This window comes from Psychrobacter sp. C 20.9, from assembly GCF_001921765.1.
GTDB lineage: Bacteria > Pseudomonadota > Gammaproteobacteria > Pseudomonadales > Moraxellaceae > Psychrobacter > Psychrobacter piscatorii_B.
The window spans coordinates 84,841-104,044 of the sequence record NZ_MRYC01000002.1 but is presented as its reverse complement, the minus strand read 5'-3'; the positions used below and the strand labels follow the sequence as shown (position 1 = coordinate 104,044).

Here is a 19,204-nt window from a genome sequence, read left to right as displayed (position 1 = left end):
CTGTTTTATTTGCTAAACAAATAGCACACCGTCCTCGGTTTGATGCGCCTTTATATCGACATCATAAACCGCGCTTAATTGCTCGCAATTCATAACCGCATTAGGCGAGCCTTGAGCCACAACTTGTCCATTATGTAATAGCACAACGGCATCGGCATAGCGATGTGCATGAGTCAAGTCATGTAATACGACTAAGATGCTTTTATGTTGACGGCGCGCCAGATCACGCAAATAGGTTAATAAAAAACGCTGATGGCGAATGTCTAAATGGTTGGTTGGCTCATCGAGCATCATAATGTGCGTGTCTTGCATCAGCGCGCGCACGATAGCTAAACGCTGTTTTTCGCCCCCTGATAGAGTGTGTACTCGCGCTGATAGCAAATTACATAGCTCAAAATCCTCAAGCAAGCGTCTAGCCTGACTCACATGCTGAGCCTTTGGTCGTTGATACCAAGCTAGATTAGGGGATACGCCTAGCAGCACATAATCTAATACGGTCAATGGCAACTCAAAACGCTCATGCTGTCCGACCCAAGCGATATGACCATGGCGCATGACCTCATCAATGGGCTGACCATGAACGCTAATCTGTCCATCAGTTTTAAGACCTGATCCGGTATGCTGCCCTAATATAGCATGTAGCAAAGTGCTTTTTCCCGCTCCATTAGGGCCAATAAAAGCCACTAACTTGTGGCTAGGTAGCGTCAGTGAATCGACGCTTAATAGCACTTTAGCGCCATGAGCAATATGAATACCTTGTAAGCGTAGCAGCTCAGTATTATCTTCATGCTCATGATAGTCTATGGTAGTGGTTGTAGCTGCCATAGCAGTTGAATTGAACATAGAGGGCATCCTTGATAATTACTTGATTAACGACGGCTACTACGTACAAACAGCCAGATAAAAAACGGGCCGCCTAACAGCGCCAGCACAATGCCAACGGGCACATCTATTGGATAAGCCACATGCCGTGCCATACCGTCAATCACGAGTAGCAGCATCGCGCCCAGCCAGCCCGACCATATCATTAGCCGCATCCGTCCACCGCCAAACAAGATAGCTAGCAAGTTGGGCACCATCATGCCAATAAAGCCAATCACGCCGGCCAAAGATACTGCTGCTCCTGTTAACAAAGCTGAGGCAATAATTACCAGACAGCGGCTCAAGCCAACCTTTATCCCTAAAGATTTTGCCGTTGTTTCACCTAGCATTAACCCATCTAGTTGACGACCCAAAGGCAATAAAATAATGAGTCCTAGCACCATGGAGATAATCGAATAACGTAGCGGTACAAAGCCTGCTTCTGCCATACTGCCCGATAGCCAGTTGGTCGCGGACCTAAGTACCATATCATCAGACATAAATAAGATTAGGCTCACCACTGCCGCGCAAAAGGCACTAATGACAAAGCCTAAAATCAGTAGCCCCATCTGACCGCCGCCCAAAAACCTATGACAGCCTAGGATAAACAAACAGACAATCACACTACCCATAAAGGCGGCAAAGGGAATACCAATACCGCTGACCCCAAAAGCAAGCACTAGCACCACGCCCAGTGCCGCACCGCCTGAGGTACCGATAAGACTTGGATCAGCCAGCGGGTTTTCAAATAATGCTTGCAATGCAGCGCCGCTCACCGATAGTGCCATACCAACAAGCAACGCTGTAACCACACGCGGATAGCGCAATTGCCAAATGGTCTCATCTAAGTGCACCGGGCTTGACCACTCACCAAAGCCAATACCCAATCCCAACCAAACCAGCAGCAATGACGCTAGAGCTGCTAAGACATAGTAGACGCTCTGCTTATATTTAGAAGGTATATTCAACGCGCCGACATGAGAGCGACTCTGACTTTTGGAAGTGGCACTGTTTGACATAAGGATATCGTCTGTAGCGGATAAATGAGGAATTAAACCGATGAATCATGACAGTAGAGGTTTAGAGTGCCCGCTACTTTGCCATATCGTGTAGCGATTTGATGACCTTTGGAGAGTTTAGGCCGTAGCGTAAAAACTTATCGACAGGCCAAAACTCAACCTTATTATTTTTGGCGGCATTACTTACGGCAATTTCAGGACGCTTACTAAACTTACTGACGCCGCCGATGACCTTTTGATTATGATCGGCGATGATAATCACATCAGGCTTGGCAGCCAGCCAGCCTTCACGCGACATAGGTTTGAGTCCTGAGACATTCGCCGCATTAATCCCGCCTGCCCGGCGAATCAGCTCATCCCCCACCGTCCCTTTGCCTGCGACAATGCGCCCATCATAGCTTAAGATATAGCGTTTGCCCGTTTTTGCTAACGGCTGCATGTCCTGAGACCAACGATCTGCAAGTTGTGCAGCTTCACTGCGGTTACCGATATAGATACCCGTCGCTTTGATGCTATTGGCAAAATAATCGACGCCCTCTTTTGGCGCTACGTTAGCGGCTTTGACATTTAAGTCATTGAGGCGCTGATAGACACTAACCGGCTGCACCATATAACTACCAAGTACCAAATCAGGCTTAACTGCCAACACGGACTCTGCGGTAATGTTGCGGTGCATCCCCACTTTTGGCACATCTTTTAAGGCAGGATGGCTATTGGTCGCATCTTTGCCCACCAGCTTGTCGGTCGCACCAAGCGCGACGATGATATCTGCCACATCAGGACTCATGGCGACGATGCGCTCATAAGCTTGTGCCGATAAGGCAGTCAGCGCGCAGATACTGCCAACAAAAAAAGATGATATGAGGCGGGAGCGAGAAAAAGAAGATGATAATTGCGCGAACATAAACGTTCCTTGTAACTGTGAATCATAAAATAGGAGTCATGAGTGGCTAACAGCCCTTTCATTAAGCAGGCTGAGCCGGATTATTGTGCATGGCAGTATGCTGCGCCTCTTCATTCAGCCCTTGTGAGAATTTAGCCACAATATCAGCAGTGATTTTTTGCCATGCTGCAAGCTCACTAGTGCCTTCCATACGCTGACCAAATACAGTCAAAATACTGCTGCCAAACTGATCGAAACCTTCGATACACGTGACGATACCATCAGCCGTTGGACGCTTGACGCACCACAATTGCGCCAGCTGCTTGTCTTTTAGATGCAAAGTGAAGTTATTGTGACTCTTATCTAAGATGTTGATCCAGTCGCCCATGCGTTTGATGGTTTTTACTGTACCGGTTTGAATTTGTACCAGCCCTGAATTGCCAACAAATATCATAATAGGACACTCGCTATCACGCGCTTGCTCAAAAACAGCACTCATCGCATCAAGGCTGAGCGAATATGCAGACCCTGTAGGCGCTTGACGGTAGCTACTGGCGCGATCAACCTCAAGCTTATTTAAAATGTGATAAAACTGATGGACGTCCGTCATCTTTCGCCATCGACGCTGCAACTTGTCACGGTTATCATCACTCAATTCTTTATACTGCCAAGTCTTGGGTACGGTTGCCTCATCAAGCGTCAGCTCGGTTATATCGACCGCTTGCGCATGCTTATCGACTAACTTTTGCCAGCGCGCGATATTGTCATCGCTTAAATCGCGTAAAAACACCTTATCGATCGCAGCGCCCTCCTCATCAAAAAACTGAATGCTATAAGAGGGCTTATCACTCTTGCTAAGATCTGTCACAGCAAGCATATGCTGCCAGCGTCCCATAAAAAAGCGCAAATCTAAACCACCAACATTGAGGGCAATGCCCCTTTTTTCGCCAAGTTTTAGATTGTGATATGGTGCGGTTTTTTCATGGACGGCTAAGGCGTTACGTACGATACTCTCAACAGCACCGAAATTCTCTAGCTGCTCAAGCACTGCTCTGCATTGGCCACCAATATATTGGCTATACGGTGAGGCAAGTAACAGCTCAAACTCACTTACACCCAATACCGCCGCGCCTTCGGTCGGAAATAACATCGGTGTCACCGTTTTTTTATCTTGGTAGGCCTGCCAAAGTACCGAGTCTTTTTGGCCAAGCTGAATGGGGTGAGTCATGGTCGTATCCTCTATTAAGCAAATATAAAAGCGGCGTCTCTATGTTTTTTCAATAAAATGCCGGAGCGCTCACTGACAAAACGCATTATGACCAACTTTTTTTTATTTGTAAATGATAATAATTATTATTTGCTCATTGATAACCAATCTCATTTGTATTAATCTATGCTTACTTTGTTACTCAAAACTAAGAATTATGTAACTTATATTTACTCAAACTTCCTTATTCTTACTGTGTAAACTTATGCCAATATCTAATACTTTTAAAGTTTCTTACAAGCCTTTGAGTGCCGCTATAACGCTTGTATTAGCCGTCACGATAACGGCAAACGCGAAAGCAGCAGATCCTTATCAGCTCAATAGTCTTGCTGATAGCGAGCAAAGCTTGGCAAATAGCGCCATGCCTAGCACCGTACTTGATCCTATTGTGGTAACTGCCACCCGTTCACACCGAGCTCTTAGCGATGCCCCTGTCAAAGTAGATGTCATTAGCAGCAAACAAATCGAGGATAATCATGCGCATACCCTAAAAGAGGCGCTAGAACTATTGCCTAACGTTTATCTCAAGCAAGTACATGGCAAGACGGGCTATGAAATCAGTATGCAGGGTTTTACAGGCGATCAGGTTTTAGTATTAATTGATGGTCTGCCTATCACCGCCAGTACAGGCTCGACAGTCAATCTCAATCAGTATATGACCATGGATATCGAACAAATTGAGGTGGTTCAAGGAGCGGCGTCCGCGCAATTTGGCAGTGCAGCAATGGGCGGAGTGATTAATATTATTACCAAACCTATTAACAAAACCAAAGCTTATGTCAATACCGAGCTTGCCACCAATGGCGATCAAAACCCTTCAGGTGATGATATTGATGCCAATAAACGCTTTATCGCTGCCGGTATCGAAGGAGCACTGGATCCAGCGCAGCGCCTGCAGGCCCGTCTGTCTGCTTCTTATTTAGATGATGATGGCCTAAATACCGATACCGCGCGCTGGCCACGAATCAAAGACGCTAGCGAACAAACGCAGGTAACAGGACGTCTCAGCTATACTCCTGATGATCGTACTATGCTTACGCACTCAAAGCTGTGGGCTGAGGCGAGCCGCTATAGTGAGGACGATACCAGCCGCTTTAATCTCCGCGTGGCGCAAAATATTTTGCCCCAGCAGCGTGAGGAGTCGATTAACAAGGATCGTATCAGCATCGGTGGTAGCACTGATATTCATCTCAATAAAAATACGCAAACCTATCAGTTATCTGCGCAAGCATTATATGAAGACTATCAAAGCGACTCAGATACCCTATCCAATGAGGTGCTTGCATCATCGCGAAATACAAACATAACCACCGCGCTAGGTCAGGTGCAGCTTGATTTACCAGCCATCGATTCAGGTGCGCATATGCACTTATTGCAAGTAGGCGGACAGGTGCAGCGCGACACCCTATCTCAAACCAAAAACAGTATTAGCGAGCTTATCAGCGATGAGGTCAGCCGTGATGTGGGCGAGCTATACCTCCAAGATGACTGGCTGATTGGTGATCATTGGGAGATACTCACGGGCATTCGTTATCAAGATGATCAAGACTTTGGAGATCATGTGGCACCAAAAGTAGCTGTCAAATACAACCGTACGGACGCAAGTGGACGCGATCATATCTTTCGCGCCAGCGTCGGCAGCGGCTACCGTGTGCCCAACTTAAAAGAGCGCTATTACGTCTTTGACCACAGTAATTTGGGCTATAAAGTCATGGGCAACCCTAGCTTACAACCTGAAACCTCAACGAGCTATCAAGTCGGTTATCAAGGGCAGATTGGTGATGATTTAAACCTATCCATTAACGGCTTTTATAACGATGTGGAGGACTTAATCCAAACTGATAACGAAAACGCCATTATCGAAAATGGCATCAGTATTTTTCAATATACCAATATCGATAGTGCCTACACTTATGGCGGCGATATTGGCATCGATTGGCAAGTGGATGATCGCGCCACCCTACAAGCCACATACGCCTATCTAAAAACCAAAAATGAGAGCGCCAACAGCGAATTAACTTACCGTCCTAATCATAAAGTCATGCTGGCACTCGATTATCAATTGAGTGATACATTGCAGCTTATTCCTAGGTTGAACTACGAGTCTAAGCAGCTGATTGATACTGCCGCGCAGTCCTACTCACCATCATGGTGGACGCTTGATAGTCAATTGAACTACAAGATTGATGATAATTTTAGTCTATATGGCGCGGTGAATAACATCTTTGATACCCAGCGTGATGTACGCGATACCAGTGATTATCGCCCGATTGACAACCGTGAGTGGCTAATTGGCGCACGTTTTAACTGGCAATAAGCTGGATCACAAAATCTTTAACCCTTACTTTCATCGTTTTACTTAATATCATCGTTTTACTTAATATCATCGTTTTACTTAATATCATCGTTTTATTCAACAGGAGCTTTTTATGTCATCTTATTTACGCCTGACCAAAACATCTGCCTTAGGCGCACTCAGTGCCGCCATATTAGTTGCGCTAACCGGCTGCGGTAGTGATAGCGATAACAGTAGTAGTGGCGGTTCAACTACGGCACCACCCACGGCTACGGCGAGCTTTAGTCAAAGCGCTGAATGGACGATCAGTGGCGCGAGTCTCAACCCTAATGTGCAGACTTGTTTTGATTTTGACAGTGATAGCGAGGTGGACTGTAGTAGCGCCACGTGGGACGTTAAATTTGATAATCAACAACGCGGGGTCAGTCTTTGGTCAAACAGTGGCAGCTCAGGCGACGGTGATGGCGGCGTGTTTGGATTGATGGATTGGTCAGAGCTAAGCGCTTATAACAACGGTATGCAAGACCCAAAAACCGGTAGTGACATCACGCACCATTATAACGAAGATAACAGCGGCGGTATTTTTGATAGTCACTCATGGTACGCTTATAATATTGCAGAAAATCATAAACTATATCCTAATAACCGTGTGTACCTTATCACAACAGACCATACCGATCCGGCCACTTCGAGCAGTGTGCAGCAGCCCATTTATGCCATGCAGATTATCAACTACTACAATGAAGCTGGAGTATCTGGCCACCCAACCGTGCGCTGGATTGATACCGCAATGCCGCGCGCCGATCAAGTCAAAACCAAGACCATTGACGCCACTAGCAACACGGAGTGGACTTATCTGAATTTAAAAACGGGTAACATCGTTGATGATGCTACAAAACAGTGGCAGGTGGCATTTAGGCGTGACAGTGTCAAACTCAATGGCGGCGCATCCGGTACCGGTAAGGTCGGTGGTTTTGTCGCCAATACTCCAGACGGCTACTATGATGATAAAGACGAGCCTATCAAAGCTAAGTTCATGACTGACAATAAAGAGCAAAGCCTTGCCAATCTATTGAATGTCACAGACTTTGATACGCCAAAATCAGCAGGCAGCTGGATGGTGGATAGCGACAGCTCAGATCTAAATCCAGGCTACACCGGCACTTATCCAAACCTTGATTTTGGCTGGTACACTTATAATGGCATGACTCATCAACTCAGTGCAAAACCTGATGACAAAGCTCAAGGCGCGCTGATCCGCTCAAACAGTGGTGATAGTTATGCGCGCATGCGTCTGACACAGATTAATTATCCTGATGCTACCACCACCAAAGCCACCTCTTGGGTATTTAAATTTGATGTCCAGCCTGCTCAATAAATAAGATAAGTCATCAGATTTATTAAAAATACAACTTCATATCAGCAAAACACCAGCCATAGTTATTATGGCTGGTGTTTAAGTTTAAAGTACTCCCCAATGTCTAGACCCAATTATCATAAAATTAAGATAGAATTGGATTAATAAAACGATTCATTATCCGAACTATTGTTAGCCAGATAAACCTGTGCAGGAGTATGGTAATCGAGCGACTGATATAAACGCTCATGATTGTAAAACTCGAAATACTCTTTCAAACCTGCTCTTGCCTGACTGACTGTCTCAAACTGTCGCAAATAGATGCTGATAAATAGCATCTAGTCCCATTTGCCGTAGTAATCGCCTAACTCGCTTTTCTCCCACTTGATAGCATAGTTGCCTCAAATACGCTGTCATGCGTTTAACCCCATAAAATGGGGTCTTGGTGTACTAAAACCCTTGTTATCAGGTTCTAGCAGTTGTTTACGAGTGCTCAGGGTAGCTGTGAGGACTTTTTTTAAGCCAGTCTCTTTCACTTATGACTTGCCCTAGTTGCCTATGTAGTTCATCGATAATAGCTTGCTGGGCTTGTTCGTTGGCTTGCTGTTTGGTATTGAATGCAGTAGGAATAACTGCCAAAGCCTGCTTTTTCCAGTTGCTGATTTGGGTTGCATGAACCCCATATTCTGCGGTTAACTCGTTGAGGGTTTTGTGTTCTTTGATGTCTAGGTTGAGTAGCGGATAGGCTTGACCAAACCCGCCAGTGCCGGTATCAGCCAGCGCGCAAAACGTTGGATGTGAAGCAATTTTTAGCACTTCTGAGTTGTCACTGTTTGACATAAGACTGGTCGTGGCCGCTTCGATATGTTTGAGAATCCCCAGCACCTCAAGATAGTAAGTCTTGCCAGCAGGTGTGAGAGATATTCGATGCGGTGTACGATAAAAAAGTGATAAGTTTAGCATCTCCTCCAGCTGAGCCACTTACTTACTGATGGCGCTTTGAGTCATATGCATCTCTTATGCAGCATGAGTAAGAGTAAAGCTCAAGTGCCGCGCCGCTGTCTCAAAACGCTGTAACGCAGTTGTCGAAGGATATCTTCTAAACACTAATGGGGTTTGAGTCTCTGTCTTTATATCTGCCTTCTAGGACGATCGCCAATAGACCTTCATCACCATGTCTTGCCGAGGTAAGCCAAATTGAGCTTTGAGCTGACGTCTTAACGTTTTGGCATCAGACGCTTCAAGTGCGCCCCACAACTTATCAATACTGAGGGACAACTCACTGAGCAATATATCTATTGTCGATGAGATGACCTGAGCAAGGTCCATGGCGGATGAGTTTACAATATGGCGGATGTTGGTTTGTTTAAAGTTGGTGGTTTTTGTCAATGATGCGCTCAGCTCAAGATTGTTTAAATAGTCAATATCTGCGGCATCATTGGTGACAGCAATGACAATTGGCGCTATCGGATTTTGCCAAACCTCTAACAAATTGGCCACGGTCGGCATTGAGGTTTCATCACAGATCAGCAAACACTGTCCGGTCTCAAGATGGGCAACCTTTTCAGGATAATCACGCACGCTTTTGATCTTGCTATCAGCTTGTAATGCTCTTGCCCAGTTACCCCCTGGCGTATCTCCATGAATATAGGTATCAACCCAGCCATAGACCGTTTGGCTATTGGCATCTTGCCACGCTTTTCTGAGCGTATAATAACGCTGCAGTTTTGCTGATGCACTGATAGCTTGATCCCTCTTTTGGGTGTCCGCATTCAGCTCAAACAGATACGCGTAGCCGGCATGATTCAGTGGCGTGTCGCTCGGTGCGCCGACGACCAACCGAAACATATTTGGACTGGCATAATACCCATCAATCACCGTGAAGTCACGCTCTTGCTGCTTTATTGCAAGTTTACCAAGCTTTTTTGCCGCCACTTGCAATAGGTGAATGTATTGCGACTTAATAGTGACAGTCTCATCAACGAAGTCATCAAATGCAATAAAATAACGATTGAGCGCTGCCGCTTCAGATCGAGCCTGATAATGTGCTGGATTGTCTATTGATAGTTTTTCTAAAGGATGCTTACAGGTTTGTAATAACAACCCATCATGATAAACCTCTGCGATCTGAACCAGCAGATCGTCACCAACCTTGGTATTATCAAAGGCTTCCACAAACATCGCCAGCTCATCTTGATGCTCGTCATTCACATGATTCATAAACTTGATTTTGGTTGCCACGGGCAGTGGTACTTTATCAGTATAAACGCTATCACAGATTTGGGACATAACAGACCCCTTATTTTAAAATTGATGGTATAAAAAAGACGCGATAAGGCGCTTGAGTCACTCGGGCGTCTTATCTACTCATTGTTGTATTAAAAATGGATGTGCTAAAAATAAAGGCGTATCCAATAATGCTAAAGACAAACGAAAAACGCTCTGGTCTCTTATCAGAGGCCAGAGTCTGTTAGGATTTTTTTAGCAGCATCTGTTAGACGACCCTATTTGCAGGGTTTACTCTAAAACCCCCTGGCCTTATCAGCCGTAGTGGTATAAAAAATATTAAACGCACTGTTTGCCCCAGTCTTGACCACTTTGCCATCTATCAAGGCACTGGCCTCAAAATCAACGCCGCCACCTGCGCTTTCACCACTGGCAATATTGGGTAGCGTCAGTGAGCGCAACACCACTTTTTTATCAGTCACCGCGGTGTCTGGTTTGGTCAGCTTCGTACCGCGCGGTTTGACGACCTCCCCTTTGATCACTGCTTTAGACAAATCATCATAAATAATGTCAAAGTCTAATAACTGCGCCTGCTTAAGCTGAGCTTGTCCATTAACGACAGGGATACCGATGAGCGACTTACTGCCGCGGTGAATCATGCGATTGTCTATCACTTTGCCATTATCCAGCGCTCGTGCTTCAGCAGCAATTGAGCTGGTACGATTCATCAGCATGACTTTATAACCTGGTACAGCTGCTTTACCCTTTCCATCAAATATATCATCGACCAGTTCTGGAGCGTTGCTAGCGTCATTAATCACGATGCGCGCTGAGGTTTCAGATACAGGATAGTCCTTGCCAGCAATGGTTAAATAACGCGTGTCTGCATAGCTGCTTTGTGTTTGCATAATCCCAGTGGGCGTCAGATGAGCAGTGGCCGTTTGTGCGGACACAGCGGACGTGCTTTGACACCCTACTATTCCAAGAGAGAAGACAGCAATAGAGGCAAGTATGGTTTTAGATAGTAGGTTTTCCCCCAAAGAGGCTGGACTGATATATGACATAAGCGAATCTCATAGAATAATGGGTTAGATTGAGCATACAGGATAAGACATCAACAAATAATAGTATTGATAATGATTATCATGTGCATTATTATTACGACATTGTAACTGGTTGTCAATCCTTACTCGCCAGCAACTGGCACTGATTAATGTCTATCTTTTACTTTTATCAATTCCTGCAAACGCTCACTCAGTGTCTCAGCCCTCCCCAAATTCATCACAAAGGATAATAATGTCAAAACGCCTTAAAAACCTTGTAGTAGCGGCTATCCTCCTAGGAGCCATCATGTCCGTAAGCCATGCCAAACCCGATCTAGAAACCCCTGTCGATATGAGTGTGTTGCACGCAAAGGACAGCGGCTATCATTTTACCCATCACACTTTTAGCGCGCCTGCCCCTAATATCACCGTCTCAGGCACAGACAATGAATTATCAGCACAATGGCAAAATTATGCCAAACCGCGCCACTATCAAGTGTGGTTGGGCATCCCTAAAACGCAAGCTGATGCTCACCCTATAAAGACGCCAAAAAACGCGGGCAAGGTAATCTACATGCTCGACGGTAACGCCGCCATTGATGACCTCGATAAAGATTTTTTACGTGCGATTTCTCACGCTTCACCGCCAGAGTACGCGCCCATCTTGGTTTTCATTGGTTACCAGACGCCTTATCGTTTTGATGTTGATGCCAGGGCATACGATTACACCCCGCCGTTGCTATCAGCAACAGCAGGTAAAAAAGATCTCTTTAAAGAAGATGGCAGAGACAGATTGAATGGCGGCGCGGCGCAGTTTTATGACACGATTGAGCAGCAAGTAAAACCTTGGGTGTATGAGCAGTTGGGTACCAAGCCCGAGCAAGAAGCGCTTTGGGGTCACTCGTACGGCGGTTTGTTTGTGCTGTACAATTTATTTGCGCATCCAGATGCTTATCAGCAGTACTTTAGCGCTGATCCGTCGCTGTGGTGGCAAGAAGGAGAGATGATAAAATACTGGCAAGCATATCAAGACCTGCCCCCATCGAGACTGGCTGAACTGGCTAAAACCAAGCAATTGCGCCTCAGTTTTAGTCAATCGCCAAAACAAACTGCTGCCCTATCAGACAAACGGCCCAATCTGGTGGGTGCTGCTCTTAGCAAACAGGCATTTGCTGAAGAAGTCTGTTCTTATTTTCAGGACAACTGTCGCTATCAAACGTTTGAGCAGTCCCATGGCGAGGTATTTAAAACCTCATTATTAGAAAGTTTAGAACACTTTTAATGTCAAAGATGTGAGCGCCCATTGATCAAGCGTGACTGATCATTATGTTTATATATTTATTTTTTACTTGTTTGCTACGTCATTATTGACCAAGCAAAAAATGCTTCCCAGTTCTATCAGTCACGCAGCTTTTCATTCACTTTGACCCAATTATTTGACCTGCATGGCGTACTGTCATTTTAGCGTTTGCTCTACTCGGCATCATCCAATAGCTTATTTAGCTCATCAACCATTGCGTCATCTATGATGCTGCCTTCAATATAACTTACAATCTCATCTACAGTCGTTAGATCCATGGCCGCAATGCCCAAGCTGGCTAGCTGCTCATTGATTGAGTCCAAGCTATCATTATCTTTGGAGTCGTCCAACAACTCTTCTTCAAACCTGCCTCTGACAAACCAATACATTTTTTCTAGCACGGTTTCTTTTTTGGTCAAAGTAGAATAGCCATCGCCATAAATGAACAGATTAAAATGATACGGTATTTCTACATCATTGATGAAGAAAGCGCGCTGGCACTCTAGTGTATAGGCCTGAATCTCTTCGCTGTCAGTGCTGTCGTCACTTTGAGTATCCTCATCATATTCAATCGCTTCCTCTACCAATCCACCTAGCAACTGATAGCCGCCCACTTTGATTTTGTGATTATAAATAATAGATGAGTCTGCAATTGCATCAAAAATAACGGCGCTGACATCTAAAGTATGATTATCAATATCATAAAATGCTTTTAGGGCAGGCAAAAACCCTGTCAGCTCCTCTTCAGGTACTTGAATGAGAAACTGCTGCTCATATATTTTAATCATATCTTCAGGCGCATAGGTATTGGCAGTGTCGTTCTCGTTTCTACCAGTAGGCTGCAAAGGTAAAAAATTATACGGGTTATGTTTGGTCATTCAAAACGGCCTTTTTGCTTGAGTTAAATTTGTGAAATGTCTGTGTGGCTCAATCTTTAAGAGCCTTAGTACATGATACTTTCTTAATATCACGGTGCTCTAGATTTTATGCGCATATTGTCTCTTATCCAGGCAATTTTAGATAGACAGATATACAAGTTCAATCACTCTGATTTAGACAGACAGGCTAAATAACACAGACTAAAAAGGTATCTCCATACCAGTGACTAGCTAATTTGCTGCCATCCTGAGGTTGCCTGATATTCATCTTGATGTGCAAACAAAGGGTGAGCCTTGGCTTCCTGTAAATTCAGCACGGGGGTCACACAGACATCCGTTGCCGCAAATACGCCTTGCCAATGCTCAAGCGTTTGACTGGCGAATTTTTCCGCCATTGTTTTAGTCGCTGTTTGACTCTCAGGCCTATTGGGCATGATGCCAAGCTGCCAATGTACGTCTGTAAGCGCTGGCAACTCCAATACCTCACATAGACCTTGCCAAAATTTCAACTCTAACGAACCAACCGCCATATGTCGCTGGTCAGCGGTTTGGTACAGTCGATAACATGGTAATGCACCGCCTAAAAAGTCATGCTGTGGCATGGGAGCTGTACTTGAAGTATTATTTGAAGCACTATTTGAATTGTCACCTGAAAAACGACTGATTAGCTTACCCGTCACCTTTGGCATGACCATATGATTGTACAAACTGTGCGTCATGCTAATCGCAATATGTCGTCCTTTTCCGGTACGTTGCGCGGCAAATACAGCAGCCAACAGTGCTATCACTGCTGTATCACTACCACCTGCCAAGTCCGCAAACTGGACATTGGGCATAGCCTGCTCACCCTGAGCTGTTTTTAACTGATCAAGCACACCACTCATAGCCATAAAATTAATATCGTGACCGGCCTTATCAGACCAATTATGATTTATTTGAGAGCTATTTTTTGACTCAGCACTTTCTAAGTAGACACCTTCTTTTGCGTAACTGCCTGCGATACCATAGCCAGTAATAGATACCATTACCAGCTTTGGGTTGATGGCATGCAGGGTTTTAGCATCTAGTCCCATTTCTGCCAAGACACCTGGGCGAAAGCTGTCCAACATCACATCAGCTTCCTTAAGGTGAGCCTTTATAGTTGCAATCGCTTCGGGATCATGAAAATCATGCTTTTCAGTCGTCTTACCGTGGTTCAAAGCAGCGAATAACTCACCAAATACGCGAGCAGGATCACCTTGTTTGGGTTCGATTTTAAGGACGTCCGCGCCCAAATCCGCAAGCAAACGCGTGGCAAATGGCCCAGGTAGGTTACGAGTCAGATCGATCACTCGTAACCCTTGTAGACAGTCCGCCATTTGATCATGGTTTGATACATGCATGTCAGTCATCAGAGAACGCCTCGCCTTTGGCTGCCATATCTAGCAAAATCTGAGCAGGCTCAAACCGTTCGCCATATTTCGCAGCCAGCTCACGACTCCGCTTAACAAACGCACTCACGCCCATTGCATTGATAAACTGTAGTGTACCACCGTGCTGCGGTGCAAACCCCCAGCCAAAGATAGACCCTATATTGGTGTCGGCAACTGAGCGCACGACGTTTTCCTCATAGCATTTGGCAGATTCATTGGCTTGAATAAACATTAGCCGATCCACCAAATCTTGCTGCGATGGTTGCTCTGACTTTGGCGGATATAAGTTTATCAGCTCAGGCCATAGATGCTTATCACCGTCTTCTGGATAATCATAAAACCCTTTGCCATTTTTCTTGCCCTCGCGCCCATGCTCATTGACCAGCGTCTTTAGTATCTCGTAAGAAGGGCGCACAGCAACGGACTTGCCTTCGGCTGCCATATCTACCTGCTGTTGCTCGCTGACATGTAATGCTAGGCTTAACGACACTTCATCTTGTAATGCTAAGGGCGGCATCGGCATACCTGTTTTTAGTCCGGCAACTTCGATGCTACGCGGATGCACACCCTCTCCTAGCATTGCGATACCCTCTGATACATAGGTGCCGAATACCCGCGAGGTATAAAAGCCATGACTGTCATTGACGACGATAGGCGTTTTGCCTATTTGCACAACATAATCAAAGGCTTTGGCCAACGTTTCATCATCAGTTTGCGCGCCTACGATAATCTCAACGAGCGGCATCTTATCTACTGGCGAGAAAAAATGCAGACCGATAAACTGGTTTGGTCGTGTACTGGCTTTTGCTAGTCCAGTAATCGGTAATGTTGAGGTATTAGACGCATAAATAGCCGTGTTTGAAATCACTGCTTCACTCTGCTGGGTACATTTGGCTTTGATTTCTCGATTTTCGAACACCGCTTCGATGATGAGATCACAATCAGCTAAATCATCGTAAGAGACGGTTGGCGTGATACGTTTTAGGAGCGCTTGTTTTTTCTCTTCGGTAGCGCGCTTTCGGCTGATGGCTTTATCCAAAATATTAGCAGAGTACGCTTTGCCTTTTTCTGCATTGGCAATTTCCGTGTCCAATAACACGACATCTATACCTGCTTTGGCAGTGACATAAGCGATGCCAGCGCCCATCATGCCAGCCCCCAAGATACCGACTTTTTTGGTTTGGGTCTGCTCAAACCCTTGAGGTCGAGACTGACCTTTTTTGATGCTATTCAGCTGCGTCCATAAGGTGTTAATCATGTTTTTTGATTCAGTCGACAGTACGCAAGCGGCAAAATAACGCGACTCAATCTCAAGCCCTGTATCGATATCAACTAGGCATCCTTCAAACACACAAGACATGATATGAATAATCGCTGGATAGTTGCCGTGAGATTTTTGATTGGCCATGGCTGGGGCGATAGAGAATATCGGTACAACGCTAGGATGCTTACTATCGCCGCCAGGAATTTTAAAACCCTTCTCATCCCATGGCTGCTGAGCGCTTGGATTGTTTTGAATCCAGTTTTTTGCTTGCTTCAGCATATCTGCTCGATCAGTGGCTATTGCATCAATAAGTCCAATATCTTTTGCCGCTGCTGGTCGCAATTCTTTGCCTTGCGTCATCAGCTCCAGTGCTACTTGAATACCGACCAACCTTGGTAAGCGCTGAGTACCGCCGCCGCCAGGTAACAAGCCCAGTTTCACCTCAGGCAAACCAAGCTTGGTCTTAGGCGTGTCAATGGTAATACGATAATGACAGGCAAGTGCCAACTCTAAACCACCGCCTAATGCGGTTCCTGTCATAGCAGCGACGACGGGTTTACCTGAGGTCTCAAGCGTACGCAAACTCCCTTTTAATTCCTCGGTCAATGTAAATGCTTGCTCCGCTGTCTCTATCTGGTTCAATTGATCAATATCTGCGCCAACCACAAAGGTGTCTTTGGCCGATGTGAGAATTAAGCCTGTGGCGGCGTCATCATTGATAAAACTATCAACTATCGTGGCGAATGCCTCCGTAAAGCCATCACCAATGACATTCATTTTGCGTTTGCTTTGGTCAATCGTAACGGTGACGACACCCTCGTCATCACGCTGGACGGAGAAGTTATCTAATGCGTTAATGGCTATTACGCTATCTACTGTTTGGTTATTTGTCATCATTTTTATCCCTTAAATGATTCTTTATCTATTATTTCTTAATCTAATTGTGTTTTAGTCTTTTTTAGAGGAAAGTTAAACACGCTCGATAATAGTGGCAATTCCCATACCACCGCCCACACATAGCGTAATCATAGCAGTCTGTAAGTTGCGGCGTTCCAACTCATCAAGGACTGTCGTCATTAGCATCGCGCCCGTTGCCCCAAGCGGATGACCCATAGCGATTGCACCACCATTGACGTTGACAATATCAAGCGAGATTCCAAAATCATCAGCGGTATTCATCGGCACAGCAGCGAATGCTTCATTAATCTCCCAAAGGTCTATGTCAGAGGCTTGCATGCCCGCTTTATCGAGGGCTTTTTGGCAAGCTGGCGTTGGACCTGTCAGCATAATGGCAGGCTCTGAACCAATGACTGAGGCCATTGTGATTTTGGCGCGTGGTTTTAGTCCTGCTTTTTGCCCAGCCGCCGCGCTACCGACCAAACAAATCGCCGCCCCATCAACGATGCCAGAAGAATTACCCGCATGATGCACATGACTCACGGTTTCAATCGTGGTGTATCGGTCTAATATCACACTATCAAAGCCCATTTTTCCCGGCATAATAAAAGAAGGTTTAAGACCCGCTAAGGTTTCGACATTGGTATTAGGACGGATGGTTTCGTCTTTATCCAATAGCATCATGCCGTTGATATCGGTGACAGGGACAACAGATTTGTCGTAATAGCCGTTCTCCCAAGCCTGTGCCGCGCGGCGATGTGATTCGGTAGCAAAAGCATCGACATCGCTACGGCTAAAGCCTTTAAGCGTTGCAATGGTATCTGCGCCCACCCCTTGCGGTACGAAATGCGTCGCTTCATTGACGCGCGGATCCATGTACCAAGCACCGCCATCAGAGCCCATCGGCACACGGCTCATTGACTCAACACCGCCCGCCACCACCATGTCTTCCATACCTGACATGATTTTGGCCGCTGCCAGATTGATAGATTCTAGACCAGAGGCACAAAAACGAGACAAGGTAAGACCTGCCACATTTTGTGCCCAACCAGCATCAATGACGGCGATACGCGCAATATCAGAGCCTTGCTCGCCCACTGGGGTCACGCAGCCAAGCACCACATCATCGACCAAACTGGTATCCAAGTTATGACGCTGCTCCATCTCCTTTAATAAGGTACGTGTCAGCCAGATTGGTGACGCCTGATACAAAGAGCCGTCCTTTTTTCCTTTGCCGCGTGGCGTGCGGATAGCATCATAAATGTAAGCAGTCTCAGTCATAAAAAATCCTTTTTTTATTTTTTAAATAAACAATAACTATCGTAGTTTTATAATATAAGCGTTTACATAAAGCGTGAAGCCAGCTCTTTCATAATCTCATTGGTGCCGCCATAGATTTTTTGCACGCGCGCATCAGCATATAAACGGGCGATAGGATACTCGGTCATATAGCCATAGCCACCAAACAGTTGCACGCATTCATCGATGACTTCGCACTGTTTTTCGGTGACCCAGTATTTGATCAATGAAGCATGCGGTACAGACAGTTTGCCATCTAACATCGCATCGACTGCCACATCACACATGGTACTGGCAGCAAGATAATCGGCATAGCATTCAGCCATCTTGAAGCGGGTATTTTGAAACTTCCAAATAGGTTTGCCAAAGGCTTCACGGCCCTTTACATAATCTAGTGTTAGATTGATAGCCAGCTTCATTGAGCCGACCCCTGATAGCGCAATGATGAGGCGCTCACGTGGCAGCTCTTGCATCATCTGTATAAAGCCCATACCTTCTACCGTACCCAACAGGTTGGTTTGCGGTACACGGACATTGCTAAAGAAAAGCTCTGAGGTGTCTTGAGAGGTCAGACCAATCTTATCGAGATTGCGCCCACGTTCAAACCCTTCTACGTTGTCCGTTTCTACGATGATAAGTGAGACACCTTGCGCGCCTTTTTCACGATCTGTTTTGCATGCTAATAAGATAAGATTGGCGTGCTGACCATTAGTGATAAAAGTCTTAGAGCCATTGATAATGTAATCATCACCGTCTTTTACTGCATAGGTTTTGATGTTTTGTAGGTCGGAGCCAGTGCCAGGCTCAGTCATGGCGATAGCGCCAATATATTCGCCCGTTGCCATTTTTGGTAGCCACGCTTGTTTTTGTTCTTCAGTACCGTGGTCTAAAATATAAGGCGCGACAATACCTGAATGCACCATACCGCCAAATCCTGACTGATTGGCCTCAGTCTGTGCGTAGATGAGTGCGGCTTCGTGACCGAAATCCCCGCCGCCGCCGCCATACTCGCTTGGTATTGCCGCACACAAAAACCCCATCTCGCCCGCCTCTTCCCACGCAGCACGATCGATCATGCCATTTTTGCGCCACTGCTCATCCTTTGGCTCCCAAGATTGAAACATTTTCAAGGCGCTGTCATACACCATCTGATGTTCTTCGGTCATCCAGTTTGGGGTAAATTTTTCGATACTCATGATGTC

14 protein-coding genes and 1 pseudogene are annotated in these 19,204 nt (G+C 45.7%); 3 read left to right on the top strand and 12 right to left on the bottom strand.

Annotation, left to right across the window (positions count from 1 at the left end):
• Positions 1-12: 12 nt before the first annotated feature.
• The 4 genes from BTW00_RS01905 to BTW00_RS01890 form a co-directional block, all read right to left on the bottom strand.
• Positions 13-843 (bottom strand): ABC transporter ATP-binding protein, encoded by an 831-nt coding sequence (locus tag BTW00_RS01905; RefSeq protein WP_083603532.1) that lies wholly within the window; start codon positions 841-843, stop codon positions 13-15.
• 26 nt (positions 844-869) lie between these two features.
• Positions 870-1,880: an iron ABC transporter permease gene (locus tag BTW00_RS01900; RefSeq protein ID WP_083603531.1), complete on the bottom strand. Its 1,011-nt coding sequence runs from the start codon at positions 1,878-1,880 to the stop codon at positions 870-872.
• A gap of 73 nt (positions 1,881-1,953) precedes the next feature.
• Positions 1,954-2,784: a hemin ABC transporter substrate-binding protein gene (locus BTW00_RS01895; RefSeq protein WP_083603530.1), complete on the bottom strand. Its 831-nt coding sequence runs from the start codon at positions 2,782-2,784 to the stop codon at positions 1,954-1,956.
• Positions 2,785-2,845: 61 nt separating this feature from the next.
• Positions 2,846-3,991, bottom strand: a complete 1,146-nt coding sequence (locus BTW00_RS01890; protein ID WP_075105977.1) for a ChuX/HutX family heme-like substrate-binding protein — start codon at positions 3,989-3,991, stop codon at positions 2,846-2,848.
• A gap of 244 nt (positions 3,992-4,235) precedes the next feature.
• Between BTW00_RS01890 and BTW00_RS01885 the strand changes: the two genes are divergently transcribed.
• Together BTW00_RS01885 and BTW00_RS01880 are read left to right on the top strand one after the other, a co-directional pair.
• A complete protein-coding gene (locus BTW00_RS01885) occupies positions 4,236-6,347 on the top strand; it encodes a TonB-dependent siderophore receptor (RefSeq protein ID WP_083603529.1) in 2,112 nt (703 codons plus the stop codon).
• A 112-nt stretch (positions 6,348-6,459) separates the two neighbouring features.
• Positions 6,460-7,704, top strand: coding sequence for an HmuY family protein (locus tag BTW00_RS01880; RefSeq protein WP_075105976.1), 1,245 nt, complete (start codon positions 6,460-6,462; stop codon positions 7,702-7,704).
• Positions 7,705-7,844: 140 nt separating this feature from the next.
• On the opposite strand, the pseudogene BTW00_RS14095 reads toward BTW00_RS01880, so the two are convergent.
• From BTW00_RS14095 to BTW00_RS01855, 3 genes and pseudogenes are all read right to left on the bottom strand, one after another.
• Positions 7,845-8,463: pseudogene (locus tag BTW00_RS14095) on the bottom strand (IS3 family transposase).
• A gap of 363 nt (positions 8,464-8,826) precedes the next feature.
• Positions 8,827-9,972, bottom strand: coding sequence for a siderophore-interacting protein (locus BTW00_RS01860; protein WP_075105975.1), 1,146 nt, complete (start codon positions 9,970-9,972; stop codon positions 8,827-8,829).
• Between the two features lie 233 nt (positions 9,973-10,205).
• Complete coding sequence (locus BTW00_RS01855; protein ID WP_083603528.1) at positions 10,206-10,973, bottom strand: hypothetical protein; 768 nt, start codon at positions 10,971-10,973, stop codon at positions 10,206-10,208.
• A 286-nt stretch (positions 10,974-11,259) separates the two neighbouring features.
• On the opposite strand from BTW00_RS01855, the gene BTW00_RS01850 reads away from it, so the two are divergent.
• Positions 11,260-12,234, top strand: a complete 975-nt coding sequence (locus BTW00_RS01850; RefSeq protein WP_075105974.1) for an alpha/beta hydrolase — start codon at positions 11,260-11,262, stop codon at positions 12,232-12,234.
• A 191-nt stretch (positions 12,235-12,425) separates the two neighbouring features.
• Here the strand turns inward: BTW00_RS01850 and BTW00_RS01845 are convergent, their stop codons facing one another.
• From BTW00_RS01845 to BTW00_RS01825, 5 genes are all read right to left on the bottom strand, one after another.
• On the bottom strand, positions 12,426-13,130 hold the full coding sequence (locus BTW00_RS01845) for a hypothetical protein (protein ID WP_075105973.1): 705 nt from the start codon (positions 13,128-13,130) through the stop codon (positions 12,426-12,428).
• 227 nt (positions 13,131-13,357) lie between these two features.
• Entirely contained in the window at positions 13,358-14,521 is a 1,164-nt protein-coding gene (locus tag BTW00_RS01840; protein ID WP_256713958.1) for a CaiB/BaiF CoA-transferase family protein, read from the bottom strand.
• Positions 14,514-16,703, bottom strand: a complete 2,190-nt coding sequence (locus tag BTW00_RS01835; protein ID WP_256713957.1) for a 3-hydroxyacyl-CoA dehydrogenase NAD-binding domain-containing protein — start codon at positions 16,701-16,703, stop codon at positions 14,514-14,516. The genes BTW00_RS01840 and BTW00_RS01835 overlap by 8 nt, the downstream gene beginning before the upstream one ends.
• 72 nt (positions 16,704-16,775) lie before the next feature.
• On the bottom strand, positions 16,776-17,984 hold the full coding sequence (locus BTW00_RS01830; protein WP_075105971.1) for an acetyl-CoA C-acetyltransferase: 1,209 nt from the start codon (positions 17,982-17,984) through the stop codon (positions 16,776-16,778).
• A gap of 62 nt (positions 17,985-18,046) precedes the next feature.
• On the bottom strand, positions 18,047-19,198 hold the full coding sequence (locus tag BTW00_RS01825; protein ID WP_075105970.1) for an acyl-CoA dehydrogenase family protein: 1,152 nt from the start codon (positions 19,196-19,198) through the stop codon (positions 18,047-18,049).
• Between the last annotated feature and the right edge of the window lie 6 nt (positions 19,199-19,204).